The sequence below is a fragment of the Oryzihumus sp. genome (genome assembly GCF_036391795.1).
Lineage (GTDB): Bacteria > Actinomycetota > Actinomycetes > Actinomycetales > Dermatophilaceae > Oryzihumus.
Map to the genome: position 1 here is coordinate 1 of NZ_DASVZH010000091.1, position 18,322 is coordinate 18,322.

An 18,322-nucleotide genomic window follows, 5' to 3' on the forward strand; every position below is an offset into this window, starting at 1 on the left:
CACGGGCACGGGTTGGCGGCCATGACCAGCTGGAACCGTGCTGGGTAGGTCACCACCCCCGAGGCCCGCGCCACGACGACGCGCCCGGCCTCGACCGGCTGGCGCAGCGCCTGGAGCACGTTGGTGCGGAACTCCGGCCCCCCATCGTCCAGGAACAGGACCCCGTGGTGGGCCTGGCTGATGGCACCGGGGCGGATGACCCCGCTGCCGCCGCCGATGATCGCGGGCATCGAGGCACCGTGGTGCGGGGCGACGAACGGTGGCCGGCGCACCAGCGCTCCCTCTCCCGGGAGGACGCCGAGCACGGACTGGATCGCCGTGACCTCCAGCGCCTGGTCGTGGTCGAGCTCCGGCAGGAGGCCGGGAAGCCGTTCGGCCAGCATCGTCTTGCCGGCACCGGGCGGACCGACCATGAACACGTGGTGCCCGCCCGCCGCCGCGATCTCCAGCGCCAGCCGCGCCTCGTCCTGCCCGACGACGTCGCGCAGGTCCGGCGGAGGGGCCAGCTCCGGCTCGGCCACCGCCACGGCCGCCGGCTCCTCGGGCCGGCCACCCCGGCCGAGGACGACGTAGCGCTGCACCAGCTCGGCGAGGGACCTCACCGGGTGGACCCGCACGTCGGTCACGAGGGACGCCTCGGCGGCGTTGGCGGCCGGGACCACCACCTCGCGCACCCCGGCCCGGGCCGCGGCGAGCACGGCCGGGAGCACCCCGCGCACCGGGCGGACGGTGCCGTCGAGGGCCAGCTCCCCGAGGTGCACCACGTCCTCCACGACGCGTCCGGGCAGCGCACCGGCGGCCGCGAGCACCGCGACCGCGATGGGCAGGTCGAAGCCGGACCCGGCCTTGGGCAGCGACGCCGGCGACAGGTTGACCGTGACCCGGCGATGGGGCACGGGCACCCCCGAGTTGGACGCTGCCGCGCGGATCCGGTCCGGTGACTGCTTGCAGGCCGCGTCGGGCAGGCCACTGACGGCGAACTGCGGCAGCCCCTGCGCGAAGTCGGCCTCCACCTCGACCATGGCGCCCTCGATGCCTGCGAGGGCCACCGACCGGGTGCGTCCGAGGGTCATGCCCACACCCCCACGAGGTGGTCGACCACGGCCGGACCCCGCGGCGGTCGCAGGATGCCGATCACGTCGATGCGCACGTCGCGGGCACCGACCTCGTGGTCGGCCAGTCAGCACGCCGCGAGTCGGCGCAACCGCGCTGCCTTGCGCCAGGTCACCGCCTCGACCGGGCTGCCGAACGCGGTGCTGCGCCGGGTCTTGACCTCACAGACCACCAGGCAGTCGCCGTCCAGCGCGACGATGTCGATCTCGCCCTGGTCGCAGCGCCAGTTGCGGTCGACCACCTCCAGGCCCGCCTCGGTGAGGTAGCGCGCGGCCAGCCGCTCGCCATACGCACCGACCGCACTGGCGACCCGGTGCGGCATGCCGCCGGTCGCGCTCCCCTGCCCCGTCGCCCCCACGGCAACCACCTCCGGCCACCGATGCTGGCCGTCGCGGCCACCCGGCGACAGCGGCGGTGAGGGGCCTGTGGACGGTGGGACGAGCCGTGACCCCCCATGTGGACAACCGGCTCAGAGGCGGGTGTCCTCCGGGACCCCGCGGGCTGCCAGCAGGGCGGAGCGCTGGAACGCGTAACCCACCATCCACGTCGGTTCGACCCGGCAGTAGACGATGTCCTCACCCCACGACGACGGGGAGGAACCGTAGTGCGCCGTCAGGTGCGCCTCGACCTCCGCTCGGTCGGGGTGGTCCGGCCCGAGGAACTCCACGTGGCCGTGCGTGAACACCCCCAGGTCGTCCCCCTCGAGGTATGCCGCGCTGGTCGCCGGCCGGGCGCGCAGGTGGTGGGCCTTGTGCGCGCTGCCGCTGGTCGTGAACACCCAGCGCCCGTGCAGCAGGTGGCCGTCGAGCCCGCTGATGCGCGGCTCGCCGGCGGCGGTCACGGTGGCCACAGCGAGCGTGCGCATGCCGGTGAGCAGGCCGGTCAGCTCGCGGGCGGTCAGGGTGCGCTCGTCGGTGATGATGCCGCGCAGGTGCCCGCCGGCCCCGGCGTGGGAGCGGTCGAGCAGGGCCTGCAGCCGGTGGAGGTCGGCGGGTGTCTCGAGCATGCCCCGATCATCACCCCGGGCGCCGACAGGCGGGCGCCCACGAGCTCGCCAGCACGGGCGGCCCACCCGGTCAGCCTGGCTCAGCCGGGTCAGCCGGAGAAGCCGCCCTCCTTGGGCAGCTCGAGGTCGCTCTTGGCCAGCTCCTCGACGTTGACGTCCTTGAACGTCACGACGCGGACGTTCTTGACGAAGCGCGCCGGGCGGTAGACGTCCCACACCCAGGCATCGGCCATGGTCACGTCGAAGTAGACGTCGCCGCCGTCGTTGCACACCTTCACGTCGACGGAGTTGGCGAGGTAGAACCGGCGCTCGGTCTCCACCACGTGGGAGAACAGGCCGACGACGTCGCGGTACTCCCGGTAGAGCTGCAGCTCCATCTCGGTCTCGTACTTCTCGAGGTCCTCGGCACTCATACGACGCTCATCTCCACGGTCTCCGGCGGGGTGCTGCCGTCCTCATCATCTCCCAAAGGACGCGCCTCGGGGTCCGTCTGCGCCGGCACCACGCCGGGCAGCCGCCAGGACCGGCGGTGGTGCTCGCAGGGACCGTGCTGCTCCAGCGCGGCGAGGTGCTCGGGCGCGGAGTAGCCCTTGTTGAGCTCCCAGCTGTATGCCGGGGACCCGGCGGCGAGCCGCACCATGATCGCGTCGCGCTCGACCTTGGCCAGCACGCTGGCCGCGGCCACCGAGGAGCACTTCATGTCGGCCTTGATCATCGTGGTGACCGGCGGCGTGGCGGGGCCGGTGCCGTCGTCGAGCAGGCCGAGCAGGCCCACCCGCGCGGGGTCGGTGAGCCAGTCGTGGTTGCCGTCGAGGATGACCAGGTCCGGGGTCATCGGCAGCGCGGCCAGCGCCCGGGTGCCGGCCAGCCGCAGCGCGGCCATGATGCCGATCGCGTCGATCTCCTCCGGCGAGGCGTGTCCGACCGCGTGGGCCAGCGCCCAGCGCTCGATCTTGGGCACCATCCGCTCGCGGGCCAGGTGGCTGAGCAGCTTGGAGTCCTTGACACCCTGCGGCGCGGTCCGGCAGGTCTCGTCGATCACGACGACACCCACGCTCACCGGCCCCGCGAGGGCACCCCGGCCGACCTCGTCCATGCCGGCCAGGACGCGGTGACCCTGCCGTTGCAGCTCGCGCTCGACCCGCAGTGAGGGCTTCCGGCTCGCGGTCGCCCCGGCCATCAGTGCCCCGAGGCTGCGGTCTGCGGCGGCGGCACCTTGGCGAACGTCGCCGTGGGCCGGCTCAGCCAGGACCAGTCCGAGATGGGCCAGACCACGGACAGGGCTCGGCCGACGATCTTGGACTCGGGCACCGACCCGGTCTTGCCCCCGTCGCCGTTGTCGTGGAAGCGGGAGTCGGAGGAGTCGGAGCGATGGTCGCCCATCACCCACACCCGCCCGGCGGGGACGGTGATGTCGAACTCCTGCCGGCTCGGCTCGTCGCCCGGCTTGATGTAGGGCTCGTTCAGCGGCGCGCCGTTGACGGTGATGCGGTGCTGGTCGTCGCAGCAGACCACGTGGTCGCCGGGCAGGCCGATGACCCGCTTGATGAGGTGGTTGCCCTCGTCGGTGGGCAGGAGTCCGACGAAGGTCAGGGTGTTGTGGATGGCCGCACCGACCGGGCCGCGCTGCACCGGCACCGGCTCGCCGAGCCAGTTGGCCGGGTCCTCGAAGACGATGACGTCGCCGCGCTCCAGGGCGAACGGTCCCGGGGTGAGCTTGCTGACGATGACCCGGTCGCCGTTGACGAGGGTGTTCTCCATCGACCCGGAGGGGATGTAGAACGCCTGCATCAGCCAGGTCTTGACCACCAGGGACAGGACCAGGGCCATGCCCACGACGATCGCGGCCTCCTTGACGGCGGAGAGCACGGCGCGTCCCGGACCCTGACGGCGGTCACCGGGGCCGATCTCGTAGACCGTCTCCTCGTGCTCGAAGTCGTCGTGCTCGAGCTCGTCGTCGGTCTCGGGTGCCGGGTCGGCTGCCGACGCCCCGGACGCGGGCACGCCGGCGGCCGGCGCCCCGGCGGCCGACCCGGCTACCGGCGTACCGGGTGCGGAGGACGCGGAGGCTGCCGGCGTACCGGGCGCGGACCCGGCGGAGGCGGGCGCCTCGGCCGCCGCCGGGGCGGTGCCGTCGCCGGGCGTCCGTCCGGGCGGGCCGTGGGGCATGGGCTCCTGGACGTCCTCGGGGAGGTCGGGGCGAGGGTTCCCGGTCACGTTCACCGCTGACCCTGGGCAGCCGGGATGTCGGCCAGGCCGCCGGGAGAGCTCAGCGTCGCCGTCCGGCCCAGGGGCCAGTACACGAGCGCCGCTCGCCCGATCACGTCATCCAGCCGCACCATTCCTCCTCCGGGGTCGCCCAGGTGGGCGCGTGAGTCTGCCGAGTCGCTGCGGTGGTCACCCATGACCCAGATGTGTCCCGCCGGGACGGTGACGTCGAAGGTCAGGTCACTGGGCTTGTCACCGGGGTAGAGGTAGGGCTCGTGCACGGCCACCCCGTTGACGCGCAGGGCTCCCTGGGCGTCACAGCAGACGACGTGGTCGCCGGCGACCCCGACGACCCGCTTGACGTAGTCGCTCTCGTGCGTCTGGACCGACAGCAGCGAGGCCACGCCGCTGACGACCTTGGTGACCAGGCCGGTCGGCGCCGGCGCGGTGGAGCCGCCGGCGGCGAACGTGGTGCTGCCGTCGAACACGACGATGTCCCCCCGGTGCACCACCCCCACCCGGGTCACCATGATCCGGTCACCGGGCTGCAGCGTGGGCTGCATCGAGGCGGACGGCACGTAGAACGACTGGACGAGAAAACCCCGGACCACCAGCGTCACCAGCAGCGCGACGACCACCACGACCAGCCAGCGCAGTCGCGTGGCGTGACGTGGCGCGACCTCCCGCGCAGCGGGGGTCGGCGTGGTCTCGGCAGGTGCCGTGGGTGGTCCGGGGTTCATCGGTCCCGAGCCTAGTCTGCGAGCCTGTGAGGGCACGCGCAGGCGGAGCAGTCGATGTCGACCTGCCTCAGCGGGCCGGGGTCTTCTCGCGCTTCTCCTTGATCTTGGCGGCCTTGCCGCGCAGGTCGCGCAGGTAGTACAGCTTGGCGCGACGGACGTCACCGCGGGTCATGACCTCGATCTTGTCGATGATCGGGGTGTGCACCGGGAAGGTGCGCTCCACGCCGACACCGAAGCTGACCTTGCGGACGGTGAAGGTCTCGCCGACGCCGCGGCCGTGGCGGCGGATGACGACACCCTGGAAGACCTGGACACGCGAGCGGTTGCCCTCGACGACCTTGACGTGGACCTTGAGGGTGTCACCGGCGCGGAAGGCCGGGACGTCGTCGCGGAGGCTCGTCTGGTCGATGGCGTCGAGCTGGTGCATGATCAGTTCGCTTTCCCGCCGGTGCCACAGGTCACCGTGCGCGTCTGGTGCTGGAGCAGGGGCGTGGCCCGGCCCAGCGTCATCTCGTATGGGTGCTCCCGCGAGCCGTGGATCGCAGCACTCCCCCTGTGGCAGGGGCGCGAATCGGTGCAGGACGCGAGGAGTCAGTCTGCCACAGCGGACGGTCCGGACTGAAATCCGGCGGCCACCTCGGCGAGCACGGCCCGGTCCCGCTCGTCCAGGGCGCCCGGGTCGAGCGCGGCGAGCATGTCCGGGCGGCGCTGCGCGGTGCGCCGCAGCCGCTCGTCGCGCCGCCAGCGGGCGATCTGGCCGTGGTGCCCGGACAGCAGCACCTCCGGTATGCCGCGCCCGCGCCACACCGGGGGCTTGGTGTAGACGGGGTACTCCAGCAGGCCGTCCTCGTGCGACTCCTCGACGAGGGACTCGGCGTTGCCGATGACCCCGGGGACGAGCCGGGCGATCGCCTCGACCATGGCCAGCACCGCCACCTCGCCGCCGTTGAGGACGTAGTCGCCCAGGGACAGCACGCTGACCGGCATGTGCTCGCGCGCCTCGTCGTAGACGCGCTCGTCGATGCCCTCGTAGCGCCCGCAGGCGAAGGCGAGCCAGGGCTGCTGCGCGAGCTCGCGGGCCAGGTCCTGGGTGAACGGGCGGCCGCCGGGGCCGGGCACGACCAGGTGCGGCACTCCCCCACCGACGGCCGGGGCCCCTGCGGCCACGACGTGGTCCAGCGCCTCCCCCCACGGCTCGGGCCGCATCACCATGCCGGCACCGCCGCCATAGGGCGTGTCGTCGACGGTGCGGTGCCGGTCGTGGGTGAAGTCGCGCAGGTCGTGGACGTGCAGGTCCACCAGGCCCTCCCGTCGGGCCTTGCCGATCAGCGACAGGTCCAGCGGGGCCAGGTAGTCGGGGAAGATCGAGACCACGTCCAGGCGCATGGTCAGCCCTCGTCCAGCTCGAGCAGGCCGGCCGGCGGGTCGATGACGACCCGGCCGCCCTCGACGTCGACCTCGGGCACCAGCGCCTCGACGAACGGCACCAGCGCCTCGCGGCCGCTCGCGAGCCGCACGACCAGCAGGTCCTGCGCGGGGCGGCTGTCGACGCCGGCGACCTCGCCGACGTCCTCACCGGCGACGGTCAGGACGCGCAGCCCGACGAGGTCCTTCTCGTACCACGCGTTCTCGTCGTCCTCGTCCTCCTCGACGTCGGCGATGAGCAGCGTCCCCCGCAGCCGCTCGGCGGCCGTCCGGTCGGGCGCCTCCTCGAAGCCGAGCAGGATGATGCCGTTGTGGTCGCGGACGCTGCGCAGGTGCAGCGGGCCGGCCGAGGCCGGGTCGGTGGTGAACGACGCGCCCACGACGAACCGCTCCTGCGGCGCGTCCGTGCGCACCTCCACGGTCACCTCTCCACGCAGCCCGTGCGCCTTGCCGATGCGTGCCACCACGACGTCCATGGCGCAGATCCTCTCAGGTCCCGCGGGCCCGGCCGGACGGCATACCGGCGGGGGTGGTGCCGGGGAGGTGGTCAGGGACCAGGAAGGGCTTGGTCAAGATCGCGTATGCCCCGTTGACCGCGCCCTCGGCGCGTCCCTAGCGTCGGCCCACTTTCGTTGACCAGTCACCAATGGCGGAGGCACCGGGATGGTCGAGAGCTCGAGCAAGGCCCTGCACGAACAGCTGCAACGGATCTACGTCCTGCTCGACGACGGCGACCGTCGAGCCCTCCGCGGGGCGGGGGTGAGCCCGACGCAGTACACCCTGTTGCGCCACCTCGCCGCCTCCCCCTCCGACGCGCTGACCATCAGCCGCCTCGCGGAGGTGTTGCTGTGCACCCGCGGCAACGCGACCCGCCTGGTGCGCCGGCTCGTCGAGCACGGCCTGGTGTGCACCCGCGGCGACGAGTCCGACCTGCGGGTCGTGCTGGTCGCCCTCACCGGGGAGGGCCGGCGCCGCCTCGGCATCGCCGAGCGGGCCCTGGACAAGACCAACCAGCGCCGCTTCGGCGGCCTGAGCGAGCAGGAGCGCTTGACCCTGCACGACCTGACCCAGACCGTCGCCGAGGTCCTCGGCAAGGACCTGGAGAACGCGACGACGGTCGGCTGGCAGTACTGACCCCGGACACGACGAACGGCGGGGTATGCCGCGGACGTGAGTCCACGGCGTACCCCGCCGTTGCGGTTCGTGCGGGTCGCGTCGGGGACGCGACCGGGGCGCGTCAGCGCACTCGGTCGGTGTCGACGATGTCGACGCGGACCGGCTGGCCACCGGCGAGCGCACCCATGACGGTGCGCAGGGCGCTGGCGGTGCGGCCGGACCGACCGATCACGCGGCCGAGGTCGTCCGGGTGGACGCGGACCTCGAGGACCTCACCGCGGCGCAGCTCCTTGCGCCGGACGGCGACCTCGTCCTCGTGGTCGACGATGCCCTTGACGAGGTGCTCGAGCGCCTCCTCGAGCACGGTCAGGCCTCGGCCTTCGCGGTCTCGTCGGCAGCGGCCTCCTCGGCGGCGGGGGCCTCGGCGGGCGCCTCGTCAGCCTTCTTGGCGGCCTTCTTCTTCGGCGTGGTGGCGGCAGCGCCGCTCTCCTCGGCCTTGCCGGCGGCGGCGATGGCGGCCTCGTACAGGTCCTTCTTGGAGGGCTTGGGCTCCTTGACCTTGAGGGTGCCCTCGGTGCCCGGCTCGCCCTTGAACTTCTGCCAGTCGCCGGTGATCTTCAGCAGCTTCTCGACCTGCTCGGTCGGCTGGGCCCCGACGGAGAGCCAGTGCTGGGCCCGCTCGGAGTTGATCTCGATGAGCGAGGGCTCCTCAGTGGGGTGGTACTTGCCGATCTCCTCGATCGCACGACCATCGCGCTTGGCGCGGGAGTCCATGACGACGACGCGGTAGAACGGTGCACGGATCTTGCCCATGCGCTTCAGACGAATCTTGACGGCCACGGTTGTGGTGTCTCCTGTTTCTGGTTGTGAGCACGGCGAGACCGGGTGGGGAACACGCGGGGTGCCGACGCTCGGTGTGTAGGCGTTCCAGCCAGCCAAGAGGGTGCTGGCTGGACGGGTACAGCCGACCATTCTGCCAGACGCGGGCGGGGACCCCGACCACGAGCGGTCAGCGGCTCTGCCACGCCCCCGGGTCGGTGGCCAGCTCGCGCACGTGCTCGGGCAGTGCGCCGGTGCGCAGCTGCTCCAGGCTGGTCTCGTCCAGGACGCGGCGCAGGCTGGCGCGCACGGCCACCCAGACCACGGGCAGGTGCTTGGCCACCCCCTCGTATGCCGTCTCGTGCGGCCGGAGCCCGCGCACCTCCGCGAGCGGCCCGTCCACGACCCGGAACACCTCGCCGAGGGTGATCTCGGAGGCGGGCCGGGCCAGGGTGTAGCCGCCGGAGGCGCCGCGCTGGCTGGTCACGATGCCGGCCCGGCGCAGGTCGGACAGGATCGCCTCAAGGAACTTCTTCGGCAGCGTCTGGGCGGAGGCGAGCGCCTCGACCGACACGGGGCCGCCGGGGCGCTCGGCCAGTGCGAGCAGCGCCCGGATCGCGTAGTCGGTCTTGGCGGAGATGTCCACGCGCTGATTCTGTCCCACCCGAAGCCCGGCGTGCGGGACGGGCTGGGGTGCAGCATCGGAACATGTCGTTCTTCCCGCCCCTGCGCGAGCCCGATCCGGAGCTGCCCCGACCGCGGCACTACCCCGTCTGGCCCGGCCAGCAGCCACAGAACTGGCTGCCCCGCGCCCTGGGCTGGTCGGTCGAGCTGGCCCGGACACAGGACACCGCGGTCTGGCTGACGGATGCCTTTGCCTACCCGCAGGGGATGACCTTCACGGTCCGCACGCTGCAGCGGCCGGGGACCGAGGCCGACGAGCCGCGCCACTGGCGGCAGCAACACTCGCCCGGGACCGCTCTCCGGGTCGGCGTCATGGCGGCGGACGGGCGGCGGGCGCTGGCCGAGGACGAGCGCCTGCCCTCGCCGGAGAGCGCAGCGCAGGACCCCTCGGCCCTCCACCTGTCCCCGCACGAAGGGGGCGGAGACGGCCTGAGCTTCCGCCAGGTCTACTGGCTGTGGCCGCTGCCGCCGGCCGGCCCACTGCGCATCTACTGCGAGTGGCGTGACCGCGGCGTCCCCGAGACCAGCGTCGAGCTCGACGCGGGCGAGGCCGTTGCCGCAGCCTCCCGCGCGGTCGAGCTGTGGCCGATGCCCCAGCCGCCCGAGGGCGAGGAGTCCGGGGGCGGCTGGTGGATGTACGGCGGGAGGTGAGGCTCAGGCGCTGACCCCGCGACGGCGACGGATGCCGGAGTCCACCGAGGCGAAGACCGCGTCGACGGCGATGCCGATCGCGAGGATGGCGATCATCAGCGCGATCATGTAGGTCGTGTCGCCGAGCTCGCGGCTCTGGGTGAGGAAGACCCCCAGGCTCGGGCGGTTGGCGATCGAGACCAGCAGCTCGCCGGCGAGCAGCGAGCGCCAGGCGAACGCCCAGCCCTGCTTGAGGCCGGAGACGATGCTCGGCAGCGCCGCCGGCAGCACGACGTGGCGGTAGAGGGACAACCCGCTGGCGCCGATGTTGCGACCGGCGCGCAGCAGCAGCGGCGGCACGTAGTCCACTCCCCCGATGACGCCGTTGGCGATCGAGGGCACCGCGCCGATGAGGATGACGAACAGGATCGCCTGCTCGGAGAGCTGGAACAGCAGGATCGCCAGGGGGAACCACGCGATCGAGGGCATGGTCTGCAGCCCGGTGATGAGCGACCCGATCGCAGCGCGCAGCACCCGCGAGCGGGAGACCACGACGCCGAGCACGAGGCCGATCACGGCGGCGATGAGGAAGCCGACCACGCCACGGGTCATGGTGATCGAGACGGCCTTCCAGAAGTCGCCGGTGGTGACCTGGTCGCCGAGCTCGGCGAAGACCGGCGCCGGGCCGGGCAGCAGGTAGCTCGGCTTCCAGCCGCTGAGCACGACGGCCTGCCACGCGCCGAGGGCGAGCACGATGGCGGCCAGCTTGGGCCATGCGGCCTGCCAGATCTTCCGGCCGCGGCGGGGCGAGCCCTCACCCAGGTCCAGCGCGTCCAGGCCGCGCAGCTCGCTGTTGTCCCGGCCGGGGGCCCGCTCGGTGACCTCAAGCGCCATGGCGGGCCACCTCCTCCCGCAGGGCCGTGGTGATCTCGCCGGAGAGCCTCGACACGGCACTGTCCTCGATCCGGCGGGGACGGGTGATGTCGACGGGGTACTCCTTGACGATCCGTCCCGGCCGGCTGGACAGCAGCACCACGCGGTCGCCCAGGCGAACGGCCTCGCGGACGTTGTGGGTGACGAACAGGACGCTGAGCGAGCGCTCGCGCCAGATCGACTCGAGCTCGTCGTGGAGCAGGTCGCGGGTCATGGCGTCGAGCGCCCCGAACGGCTCGTCCATGAGCAGCACGGGTGCCTGGGTGGCCAGGGTCCGGGCCAGGGCGACGCGCTGGCGCATGCCACCGGAGAGCTCGTGCGGGCGCCGGTCGGCGAAGTCGCCGAGGTGCACCACGTCGAGGTACTCCCGTGCCCGGGCCTCGCGGTCCTTGCGCCCGACCCCCTTGAGCCGCAACGGTGTCGCGACGTTGTCCAGCGCCGAGAGCCACGGGAACAGCGCCGACTCCTGGAACATCAGGGCGGCGTGGCCGTCGACCCCGACCTCCCCGGAGGAGACGTCATCGAGCCCGCTGACCAGGTTGAGCAGCGTGGACTTGCCACAGCCGGAGGCGCCGACGAGGCACACGAACTCCCCGGGCTGCACCTGCAGGTCGATCCCGTCGAGGGCGAGGACGCCGTGCTCACCGGCATACCGCTTGGTGACCCCCCTGAGGGTGACGGCGTGGCGGGTGCTGGTCGCCACGCCGTCCTCCCCCCTGGCGGCAGCGGTCGTGACGGCCGCTGTCATGACGCCACCGCCGGCTTGCCGCGCTCCTTGAGCAGCGCGTTGAGGAGCTTGAGGTCGATCAGGGTGCCCAGCTCGGGCTTCTTCTTCAGGACGCCCACGTCGTAGGCGTTCTGGGCCCCGGTGATGATCGAGGAGGCCACCGGGTCGACGGTGAAGGTCAGCTGCGGCCAGGCCGCGGTGATGACCTCGGGCTTGAGCGGCTTGCCGGACACCTTGGCGATGACGTCGGCCACGTCCTGCTGGCTCTTGGTCGGGTCCTTGGCGATGAAGTCCGCGGCGTCGAGGTCACCGGCCAGCAGCGCCCGCACGGTCCCGGGGTGGGCCTTGAGGAAGTCGGTGCGGACCGCGAGGACCGTGGTGGCGAACTTCTGGTTCGGCCACAGGGAGCGCTCGTCGACGAGGACCTTGCCGCCGGCCTGGACCATCCGGGTGGCGTAGGGCTCGGGGACCCACGCGCCGGCGATGAGGTGCTGCTTGAACGCGTCCAGGGTCTGGGAGTTGTCCTGCGGGGCGATGTTGACGTCGCCGCCACCCTGGAGGTCGGTGCTCAGGCCCTGGCCCTTGAGCCAGTAGCGCAGGGCGATGTCCTGCGTGTTGCCCAGCTGGGGCGAGCTGACCTTCTTGCCCTTGAGGTCCGTGGCGGTCCTGATCGACTTGTCGACGACCAGCGAGGCACCGCCGGAGGCTGCCCCGGCGACGATGGTGACCGCCTGCCCGTCCGTGTTGATGTAGGCGTTGGTCGCCGGGCCCGGCCCGACGTAGGTGGCGTCGATCGCGCCGGACTTCAGGGCCTCCATCGCGGCCGGGCCGGCGTTGAACGTCTTGACCTCGAGCTTGGTCCGGCCGAGCTCCTTGGCGAAGAAGCCCTCCTTGTCCGCGACGATCGCCGTGGCGTGGGTCAGGTTCGGGAAGTAGCCCAGCTTGACGGAGGCGACGGGGGCGTCACTCGCTGAGGAGCTCCCCCCGCAGGCGGCCATCGAGAGGGCGGAGGCGAGCGCACCGATCGCGAGGGCGACGCGGCCCAGGGGACGGGACATGCGGTTCTCCTGCCTGCACGAGCCGGGTGCGGCGACCCGACTTCTCCTATGCACCTAGTAGGTCTTGTGGGTACGACTGTGCGGTTGGCACGGGATTCATGGACTCGACGAAGCGCGGATCCTTCCTCACCCCTTTGATCGAGCACCGTTGCCCGACAGGGGACGGAGGTCGCGGCCAGGAACTCCGCGGTATGCCGCGCCCGTCACCGCCGGTGGCGGGCAGGCGCGGCTCTCCTACGTCATGACTAGGATTTTGGATAGCGTGGCGTTATCAGTCAAATAACCTGACGTTACTTCTCGGATGCTGGGAACCCGCCGCCGACGGAGGGGGCTGGGTCAGACAGCCGCGGCGCGGACCGCGAGCGCCAGGCGGGCCACCTGCCCCGCGCTGACCGGCACCGACGTGTCGACCCGGTGCACCGGCCCCACCCCCAGCGGCCGGGCGGCCTCGGCCACGCTCTCCCACCACGACCCGAGCCCGGACTGGGGCCCGTGGACGACGTGTCGCTCCCCCGCCCTGGCCTCGAACCGCTGGCGCGCCAGCTGCACCGGCACGTCGCACCACACCTCGGGCACGGCCACCGGGTCGACCCCGGCCTCGGCGAGCCCCGCGCGGACGTGGCGTTCGTCGTGCGGCCAGAACCAGCTCTCCACCACCCCACCCACCGGCGAGCGGGCCAGCAGGCGCCACAGGGCGATGCTGGCACCTGCCCCGAGGGCAGACTGGCCCGCGCCGTGCACCGCGACCACGTCGTCCGGCAGCGCGTCGGCCACGGCCTCCTTGACGATGTCCTTCGACAGCAACGGCACCCCGAGCTCCTCGGCGAGGGCACGCGCCAGCGTCGTCTTGCCGGAGCCGGGCACCCCACCCACGAGGACGACCAGGCGCGGGCGCCGCTGCGGGGCGTAGGGCCGGGCCGGCCACTCCTCGGCGGTCATCGCGTAGCGGTCGTGGTCGCGCCAGGCCTCCCGACCCGAGGCGTCCGCCAGCCACAGCATCCGAGGGGTGTAGCCCTCGTGCCGGAAGCCGACCGAGCGCAGCAGGCCGGCCGAGACGACGTTGCCCGGCTGGACGCTCGCCTCGAGCCGGTGCAGCCCCATCCCGTGCGGTTCGGCGGCGAAGGCCAGCCCGACGACCAGCCGCATGCCCTCGGCAAAGAGCCCGCGCCCGGCATACGGGTCGTAGGCGTCGTAGCCCATGGCCGCGGACAGGAACCGGCCGTGGACCACGTTGGTGACGTTGACCTTGCCGACGATGTCGTGCTCACCCTCGGGCCGGCGGGCCCGGATGACGAACGTGCGGTGGCCGCGGGACTGGGCCCCGAGGTGGGTGGCCAGGTCGTCGGGGTTGACCGGGTTCCAGCGGGACAGGCGGTCACGGGAGCGCTCCACCGCGCGGCGGTAGGGGTCGAGGTCCTCGCGGCGCACGGGGCTGACCCACACCCGCTCCCCGACCGCGTGCAGCTCGGGCAGACCGTGGCCCTCAGGCGACAACCCGGCCTCGCAGCACGACGTGGGTCGGGTGGGCCAGCACGCCGATCTCCTCGCGCGGGTCGGCGGCGTAGACGACCAGGTCGGCCCCGGCGCCCTCCTCCAGCCCCGGCCGGCCGAGCCAGCGGCGCGCACCCCAGGTCGCGGCCTCCAGGGCCTGCTCGGCCGGGAGTCCCGCCCGCACGAGCTCGGCGGCCTCGGCGGCGACCAGGCCGTGCGGCAGCGACCCCCCGGCGTCGGTGCCGAGGTAGATCGGGATGCCGGCGTCGTGGGCGGCGGCGACGGTCTCGTAGCGGCGGGCGTGCAGGTCGCGCATGTGCTTGGCGTAGAGCGGGAACTTCTCCTCGGCCGAGGCGGCGATGGCGGGGAAGGTGTCGATGTTGACCAGGGTCGGCACGATGGCGATGCCCTGCGCGGCGAAGGCGTCGATGGTGTCCGGCTCCAGGCCGGTGGCGTGCTCGATGCAGTCGGTGCCGGCGGCCGCGAAGTCGCGCAGCGACTCCTCACCGAAGCAGTGCGCGGTGACCCGTGCGCCCTCCTCGTGGGCCGCGGCGATCGCGGTCACCAGCGCCTCCCGCGGCCAGCACGGGGCGAGGTCGCCGGAGTCGCGCTCGATCCAGTCCCCCACCAGCTTGACCCAGCCATCACCGCGCCGGGCCTCCTGCCGCACGTAGGCGGCCAGGTCCTCGGGCTCGATCTCGTGGGCGTAGTTGCGGATGTAGCGCCGGGTCCGGGCGATGTGCCGGCCGGCCCGGATGACCCGCGGCAGGTCCTCGCGATCGTCGATCCAGCGGGTGTCCGCCGGCGACCCCGCGTCGCGGATCAGCAGCGTGCCGGCCTCCCGGTCGGCGAGCGCCTGCGCCTCGCTCGTGGCGGCGTCGACGGCGCCGTGCGCGTCCAGGCCGACGTGGCAGTGGGCGTCGACCAGCCCCGGCAGGACCCAGCCGGAGACGGTCTGGACGTCCGCGCCCGGCTGCGGCGCGGCATACGACAGGCGGCCGTCGACCACCCAGACCTCGTCGCGCACCTCCTCGGGGCCGACGAGGACCTGTCCCCTGACGTGCAGCACCGGCGCGCTCATGGCGCGACCCTACCCAGCCGCGGGAGCCCGTGCGCAGCGGCGGTCAGCGGTACTCGGGGTTGAAGTCGAAGCGCTGCCCCTGCTCCCACGCCGAGCGCTGGTTGCCCCACGCGGGGATGCCGCCGGCGTCGGTGACCATCTTCGCCAGGTGCATGAGGTTCCACGTCATGAACGTCGTGTTGCGGTTGGTGAAGTCATTCTCCGGCCCACCGGAGCCCGGGTCGAGGTAGGACGGGCCCGGCCCGACCTCGCCGATCCAGCCGGCGTCGGCCTGCGGCGGGATGACGTAGCCGAGGTGCTGCAGGCTGTAGAGGATGTTGCTCGTGCAGTGCTTGACGCCGTCCTCGTTGCCGGTGATCAGCGCCCCGCCGACCCGGCCGTAGAAGGCGTACTGTCCCTGCTCGTTGAGCTGGCTGGACTGGGCGTAGAGCCGCTCGATCACCCGTTTGGTGACGCTGGAGTTGTCCCCCAGCCAGATCGGGCCGGCCACGACGAGGATGTGCGCGGCCTGCACCCGCGGCCACAGCTGCGGCCACTCGTCGGTGGCCCAGCCGTGCTCGGTCATGTCGGGGTAGACGCCGGTGGCGATGTCGTGGTCGACCGCCCGGATCTGGTCGACCTGCACGCCGTGCTGGCGCATGATCGCCGCGCTGCGGTCCACCAGGCCCTGGGTGTGCGAGAGCTCGGGCGAGCGCTTGAGGGTGCAGTTGATGTACAGGGCCCGCAGGCCGCTGAAGTCCCAGTCGCGGTCTCCGTCCTGGCTCATGGGCCGGACGGTACGCCCGTCGCCGGGCCCCGGCGACCGTCTGCTGCCGTATGCCGGGTGGCCGGGTCGCGCCCTCACCCCGCCAGCGGGGCGGGCACGGCCACGACGTCCACCAGCGCCTCGCCGCGCACCGCGGTGACCTCGGTGCGGCGACCGACCGCCTCGGCGAACAGCAGCCGTTGCAGCGACTGGGCGTCCCGCAGGGGCTGGCCGTCGACGGCCAGCAGCAGATCACCGCGGCGCAACCCCGCCCGCTCGGCCGGGCTGCCGGTCACGACCTCGACCACGCGCAGGGCGCTGCGCTGGCCGGTGGCGTCGGCGAACCGTGGCGGCAGCGGGGCGGGGGTGGTGACCAGGCCCAGGTAGGCGCGGCGCACCCGGCCGTCGGCACGCAGGGCCTCGATGATCCGCCAGCTGGTGGCGTTGACCGGCACGGCCAGGCCGACCCCGATGCCGGCCACGGCGGTGTTGATGCCGACCACCCGGGCCCGGGCGTCGGCCAGCGCGCCGCCGGAGCTGCCGGGGTTGAGCGCCGCGTCGGTCTGGATGACGTCCTCCACGATCCGGCTGGCGGTGCCGGAGCGGGTGGGCAGCGAGCGTCCCAGGGCGCTAACCACGCCGGCGGTCACGCTGCCGGCCAGGCCGAGCGGGTTGCCGACCGCCACGACGAGGGTGCCGACGCGCAGCCGCTCGGCGCTGCCGAACTCCGGCGGGTCGGGCACCTCCCCCTCGGCGCGCAGCACGGCCAGGTCGGACAGAGGGTCGGAGCCGACGACGTGGACCGGGACGGTGACGCCGCTGGCGAACTCGGCGCTGCCCGAGGTCGCGCCGTCGACGACGTGGGCGTTGGTCAGCAGGTGCCCGTCGGTGGTGAGCACCACCGCCGAGCCGCCGGCCTCAGCCTCCCCGCCGCGGACCCGTCGGCGCACCCGGATGCTGGCCACCCGGGGGATGAGCCGGTCGGCCACCCCGGTGACAACCTGCGAGTAGGCGTCCAGCGCCTCCTGCTCGGACCGGTTCTCGAAGACGTCCATCGCGCACTCCTGCTTACACCGTTACACGTGCAAACGGTGGACATGCCCGGGCTGTTCCACGCGGCCGCTCGCCGCTGACCGAGCCCGGTCAGGACGCCGCGGCCGGCGTGGTGAGGCCGTGGGCCACGACCGTCTTGTATGCCGCTATGGCCAGCTCCTCGATGTGGTCCTGCGTGGGAGCGCTGTTGAGCCCCATCGCCACCAGGAGGTCGGACTTGGGGAACCAGACGTGCAGGGTGCGGAACCCGAGGGTGCCGCCCTCGTAGAGCCAGACGGTGCCGAAGCCGGTGAAGGTGGCCTGGGCGACGCCGAGGCCGAACCCGCTCGGGTCGCTCGGCGACGTGCTCGCGATGGGCTTGCCGGTGCGTGTCGAGATGAGGCTGAGCAGCTCCGCCTGCTGTGCGCGCGGCAGCACCTGGCCGCGGTAGAGCGCCCGCTCCCAGCGGATCATGTCGGCGGTGGTGCTGATGATGCCGCCGGCTCCCCGGGCCCAGGACAGGGTGTCGCGGCTGACGTCCCTGCCCCTGATCGGCGCCAGCACCGAGGGCTGGTCGCTGAAGTAGTACCCGGCGGGCTCCCGGGCGGTCACCGAGCGCGGGTACACGTCGGTCCGGTACCAGAGGTCGCGCAGGTGCAGGGGCCGGATGAGCCGGGAGTAGAGCTCGCGCTGGTAGCTGTGACCGGTCGCCTTCTCGATGACCATCTCGGCGAGGACGTAGTTGGTGTTGGAGTAGTGGTAGCTGGTCGTCGTCGGGGCGACGCCGACCACCGAGGAGACGAGGTGTCGCACCGACACGTACCGGTGCGGGTGTGCCACGTACTCGGCGAGCAGCGGGGCCTGCTCGGTGTAGTTCGGGATGCCGCTGGTCATGTTCAGCAGCCGCTTGATGGTCACGCCCCGCCACTGCGGGTACTGCGGCAGCCAGCGGCCCAGCGTGTCGTTGATGGACAGACGGTGCTCCGCCTCGAGCTGGAGCAGCAGCACCGACGTGAACGCCTTGGTGTTGCTGCCGATCTGCCAGACGCTGTCGCTGTCCACGGCGCGGGACCCACCGAACCGGGTGGTCCCGGCAGCCACGTCGATGCTGTCGCGCCGGCCGCGCAGGCTGACGCTGAGGGCGCCCGCCGAGATGTGCTCGGCCGTGCCGTACTTCTGCAGGTAGCCCTGCAGGTCGGCACGCAGCTCCCCCGCGAGGCAGGAGCGGTCGCAGGCGCTGCTCGCACCGGTGACCCGCGCCAGCACGGCCTGTGGCGCACCGGTTGCGACCATGGGGACGGCGGCCACCCCGAGGGCGAGCGCCGCTGCGATGACCAGCCGGGTCAGGCGGACCCGGGTCCAGGCAGGACCGTTGCGTCGTTCCATGGTGACGGCTCCAGCGCCGAGGGATCACGCCGGGCGCGGTGCCTGCAGCCCGGCGCTCCCACCACCCTCGTCGCCGCGCCGCAGGGGCGTCAATCACCCTAAAGGCGTGACGCGGCCGGCGTCAGGAT

General features: G+C 72.8%; 23 protein-coding genes. 2 read left to right on the forward strand and 21 right to left on the reverse strand.

The window, feature by feature from the left end; all coding sequences use genetic code 11:
- The 10 genes from VF825_RS05365 to rimM form a co-directional block, all read right to left on the reverse strand.
- A partial coding sequence (locus tag VF825_RS05365) for a YifB family Mg chelatase-like AAA ATPase (RefSeq protein ID WP_331110918.1) occupies positions 1-1,073 on the reverse strand: 1,073 nt, incomplete at its 3' end.
- Between the two features lie 107 nt (positions 1,074-1,180).
- The gene (locus VF825_RS05370) at positions 1,181-1,471 is read right to left on the reverse strand and encodes a YraN family protein (RefSeq protein ID WP_414695777.1); all 291 of its coding nucleotides are present in this window, start codon (positions 1,469-1,471) and stop codon (positions 1,181-1,183) included.
- Between the two features lie 111 nt (positions 1,472-1,582).
- Complete coding sequence (locus VF825_RS05375) at positions 1,583-2,119, reverse strand: pyridoxamine 5'-phosphate oxidase family protein (RefSeq protein WP_331110920.1); 537 nt, start codon at positions 2,117-2,119, stop codon at positions 1,583-1,585.
- Positions 2,120-2,208: 89 nt separating this feature from the next.
- Positions 2,209-2,532 (reverse strand): DUF2469 domain-containing protein, encoded by a 324-nt coding sequence (locus tag VF825_RS05380; protein WP_141788969.1) that lies wholly within the window; start codon positions 2,530-2,532, stop codon positions 2,209-2,211.
- Entirely contained in the window at positions 2,529-3,299 is a 771-nt protein-coding gene (locus VF825_RS05385) for a ribonuclease HII (protein WP_331110924.1), read from the reverse strand. The genes VF825_RS05380 and VF825_RS05385 overlap by 4 nt, the downstream gene beginning before the upstream one ends.
- Positions 3,299-4,336, reverse strand: coding sequence for a signal peptidase I (gene lepB / locus VF825_RS05390; RefSeq protein WP_331110926.1), 1,038 nt, complete (start codon positions 4,334-4,336; stop codon positions 3,299-3,301). The genes VF825_RS05385 and lepB (VF825_RS05390) overlap by 1 nt, the downstream gene beginning before the upstream one ends.
- Positions 4,337-4,338: 2 nt before the next feature.
- Entirely contained in the window at positions 4,339-5,067 is a 729-nt protein-coding gene (gene lepB, locus VF825_RS05395) for a signal peptidase I (RefSeq protein ID WP_331110928.1), read from the reverse strand.
- A gap of 67 nt (positions 5,068-5,134) precedes the next feature.
- Complete coding sequence (gene rplS / locus VF825_RS05400; protein ID WP_331110930.1) at positions 5,135-5,494, reverse strand: 50S ribosomal protein L19; 360 nt, start codon at positions 5,492-5,494, stop codon at positions 5,135-5,137.
- A gap of 164 nt (positions 5,495-5,658) precedes the next feature.
- Positions 5,659-6,453 carry a tRNA (guanosine(37)-N1)-methyltransferase TrmD gene (gene trmD / locus VF825_RS05405; RefSeq protein WP_331110932.1) on the reverse strand — a complete coding sequence of 265 codons (795 nt, stop codon included), beginning with the start codon at positions 6,451-6,453 and terminating at the stop codon, positions 5,659-5,661.
- Positions 6,454-6,455: 2 nt separating this feature from the next.
- Positions 6,456-6,968: a ribosome maturation factor RimM gene (gene rimM, locus VF825_RS05410; protein ID WP_331110934.1), complete on the reverse strand. Its 513-nt coding sequence runs from the start codon at positions 6,966-6,968 to the stop codon at positions 6,456-6,458.
- 187 nt (positions 6,969-7,155) lie between these two features.
- Here rimM and VF825_RS05415 point away from each other — a divergent pair, with 187 nt between their 5' ends.
- The gene (locus VF825_RS05415) at positions 7,156-7,626 is read left to right on the forward strand and encodes a MarR family winged helix-turn-helix transcriptional regulator (protein WP_331110936.1); all 471 of its coding nucleotides are present in this window, start codon (positions 7,156-7,158) and stop codon (positions 7,624-7,626) included.
- A gap of 103 nt (positions 7,627-7,729) precedes the next feature.
- Here the strand turns inward: VF825_RS05415 and VF825_RS05420 are convergent, their stop codons facing one another.
- The 3 genes from VF825_RS05420 to VF825_RS05430 all read right to left on the reverse strand — a co-directional run bounded on the left by VF825_RS05420 (position 7,730) and on the right by VF825_RS05430 (position 9,073).
- Positions 7,730-7,972: an RNA-binding protein gene (locus VF825_RS05420; RefSeq protein WP_331110938.1), complete on the reverse strand. Its 243-nt coding sequence runs from the start codon at positions 7,970-7,972 to the stop codon at positions 7,730-7,732.
- Between the two features lie 2 nt (positions 7,973-7,974).
- A complete protein-coding gene (rpsP, locus tag VF825_RS05425) occupies positions 7,975-8,448 on the reverse strand; it encodes a 30S ribosomal protein S16 (protein WP_331110940.1) in 474 nt (157 codons plus the stop codon).
- 169 nt (positions 8,449-8,617) lie between these two features.
- On the reverse strand, positions 8,618-9,073 hold the full coding sequence (locus tag VF825_RS05430; protein WP_331110942.1) for an Rrf2 family transcriptional regulator: 456 nt from the start codon (positions 9,071-9,073) through the stop codon (positions 8,618-8,620).
- A gap of 62 nt (positions 9,074-9,135) precedes the next feature.
- On the opposite strand from VF825_RS05430, the gene VF825_RS05435 reads away from it, so the two are divergent.
- A complete protein-coding gene (locus tag VF825_RS05435; protein WP_331110944.1) occupies positions 9,136-9,762 on the forward strand; it encodes a hypothetical protein in 627 nt (208 codons plus the stop codon).
- A 3-nt stretch (positions 9,763-9,765) separates the two neighbouring features.
- Here the strand turns inward: VF825_RS05435 and VF825_RS05440 are convergent, their stop codons facing one another.
- The 8 genes from VF825_RS05440 to VF825_RS05475 all read right to left on the reverse strand — a co-directional run bounded on the left by VF825_RS05440 (position 9,766) and on the right by VF825_RS05475 (position 18,194).
- Positions 9,766-10,635, reverse strand: coding sequence for an ABC transporter permease (locus VF825_RS05440; protein WP_331110946.1), 870 nt, complete (start codon positions 10,633-10,635; stop codon positions 9,766-9,768).
- Entirely contained in the window at positions 10,625-11,422 is a 798-nt protein-coding gene (locus VF825_RS05445; protein ID WP_331110948.1) for an ABC transporter ATP-binding protein, read from the reverse strand. Before VF825_RS05445 ends, VF825_RS05440 begins: the two co-directional genes overlap by 11 nt.
- Entirely contained in the window at positions 11,419-12,459 is a 1,041-nt protein-coding gene (locus VF825_RS05450; protein ID WP_331110950.1) for an ABC transporter substrate-binding protein, read from the reverse strand. The genes VF825_RS05445 and VF825_RS05450 overlap by 4 nt, the downstream gene beginning before the upstream one ends.
- A 336-nt stretch (positions 12,460-12,795) precedes the next feature.
- On the reverse strand, positions 12,796-13,953 hold the full coding sequence (locus tag VF825_RS05455) for a GNAT family N-acetyltransferase (protein ID WP_331110952.1): 1,158 nt from the start codon (positions 13,951-13,953) through the stop codon (positions 12,796-12,798).
- Positions 13,943-15,031, reverse strand: coding sequence for an amidohydrolase family protein (locus VF825_RS05460; protein WP_331110954.1), 1,089 nt, complete (start codon positions 15,029-15,031; stop codon positions 13,943-13,945). Before VF825_RS05460 ends, VF825_RS05455 begins: the two co-directional genes overlap by 11 nt.
- A 43-nt stretch (positions 15,032-15,074) precedes the next feature.
- Complete coding sequence (locus VF825_RS05465; protein ID WP_331110957.1) at positions 15,075-15,797, reverse strand: flavodoxin family protein; 723 nt, start codon at positions 15,795-15,797, stop codon at positions 15,075-15,077.
- A gap of 74 nt (positions 15,798-15,871) precedes the next feature.
- Positions 15,872-16,831 (reverse strand): S1C family serine protease, encoded by a 960-nt coding sequence (locus tag VF825_RS05470; RefSeq protein WP_331110959.1) that lies wholly within the window; start codon positions 16,829-16,831, stop codon positions 15,872-15,874.
- Between the two features lie 88 nt (positions 16,832-16,919).
- Positions 16,920-18,194: a serine hydrolase domain-containing protein gene (locus VF825_RS05475; RefSeq protein ID WP_331110961.1), complete on the reverse strand. Its 1,275-nt coding sequence runs from the start codon at positions 18,192-18,194 to the stop codon at positions 16,920-16,922.
- Positions 18,195-18,322 lie beyond the last annotated feature (128 nt).

Bases quoted from the DNA above. Each gene is read 5' to 3' on its own strand.
- VF825_RS05470 (WP_331110959.1), bottom strand. From the start codon at position 16,831: ATGGACGTCTTCGAGAACCGGTCCGAGCAGGAGGCGCTGGACGCCTAC.
- rplS (WP_331110930.1), bottom strand. From the start codon at position 5,494: ATGCACCAGCTCGACGCCATCGACCAGACGAGCCTCCGCGACGACGTC.
- VF825_RS05445 (WP_331110948.1), bottom strand. From the start codon at position 11,422: ATGACAGCGGCCGTCACGACCGCTGCCGCCAGGGGGGAGGACGGCGTG.
- VF825_RS05465 (WP_331110957.1), bottom strand. From the start codon at position 15,797: ATGAGCCAGGACGGAGACCGCGACTGGGACTTCAGCGGCCTGCGGGCC.
- VF825_RS05385 (WP_331110924.1), bottom strand. From the start codon at position 3,299: ATGGCCGGGGCGACCGCGAGCCGGAAGCCCTCACTGCGGGTCGAGCGC.
- VF825_RS05460 (WP_331110954.1), bottom strand. From the start codon at position 15,031: ATGAGCGCGCCGGTGCTGCACGTCAGGGGACAGGTCCTCGTCGGCCCC.
- rimM (WP_331110934.1), bottom strand. From the start codon at position 6,968: ATGGACGTCGTGGTGGCACGCATCGGCAAGGCGCACGGGCTGCGTGGA.
- VF825_RS05450 (WP_331110950.1), bottom strand. From the start codon at position 12,459: ATGTCCCGTCCCCTGGGCCGCGTCGCCCTCGCGATCGGTGCGCTCGCC.
- VF825_RS05415 (WP_331110936.1), top strand. From the start codon at position 7,156: ATGGTCGAGAGCTCGAGCAAGGCCCTGCACGAACAGCTGCAACGGATC.
- VF825_RS05440 (WP_331110946.1), bottom strand. From the start codon at position 10,635: ATGGCGCTTGAGGTCACCGAGCGGGCCCCCGGCCGGGACAACAGCGAG.
- lepB (WP_331110928.1), bottom strand. From the start codon at position 5,067: ATGAACCCCGGACCACCCACGGCACCTGCCGAGACCACGCCGACCCCC.
- VF825_RS05435 (WP_331110944.1), top strand. From the start codon at position 9,136: ATGTCGTTCTTCCCGCCCCTGCGCGAGCCCGATCCGGAGCTGCCCCGA.
- trmD (WP_331110932.1), bottom strand. From the start codon at position 6,453: ATGCGCCTGGACGTGGTCTCGATCTTCCCCGACTACCTGGCCCCGCTG.
- VF825_RS05380 (WP_141788969.1), bottom strand. From the start codon at position 2,532: ATGAGTGCCGAGGACCTCGAGAAGTACGAGACCGAGATGGAGCTGCAG.
- VF825_RS05375 (WP_331110920.1), bottom strand. From the start codon at position 2,119: ATGCTCGAGACACCCGCCGACCTCCACCGGCTGCAGGCCCTGCTCGAC.
- VF825_RS05475 (WP_331110961.1), bottom strand. From the start codon at position 18,194: ATGGAACGACGCAACGGTCCTGCCTGGACCCGGGTCCGCCTGACCCGG.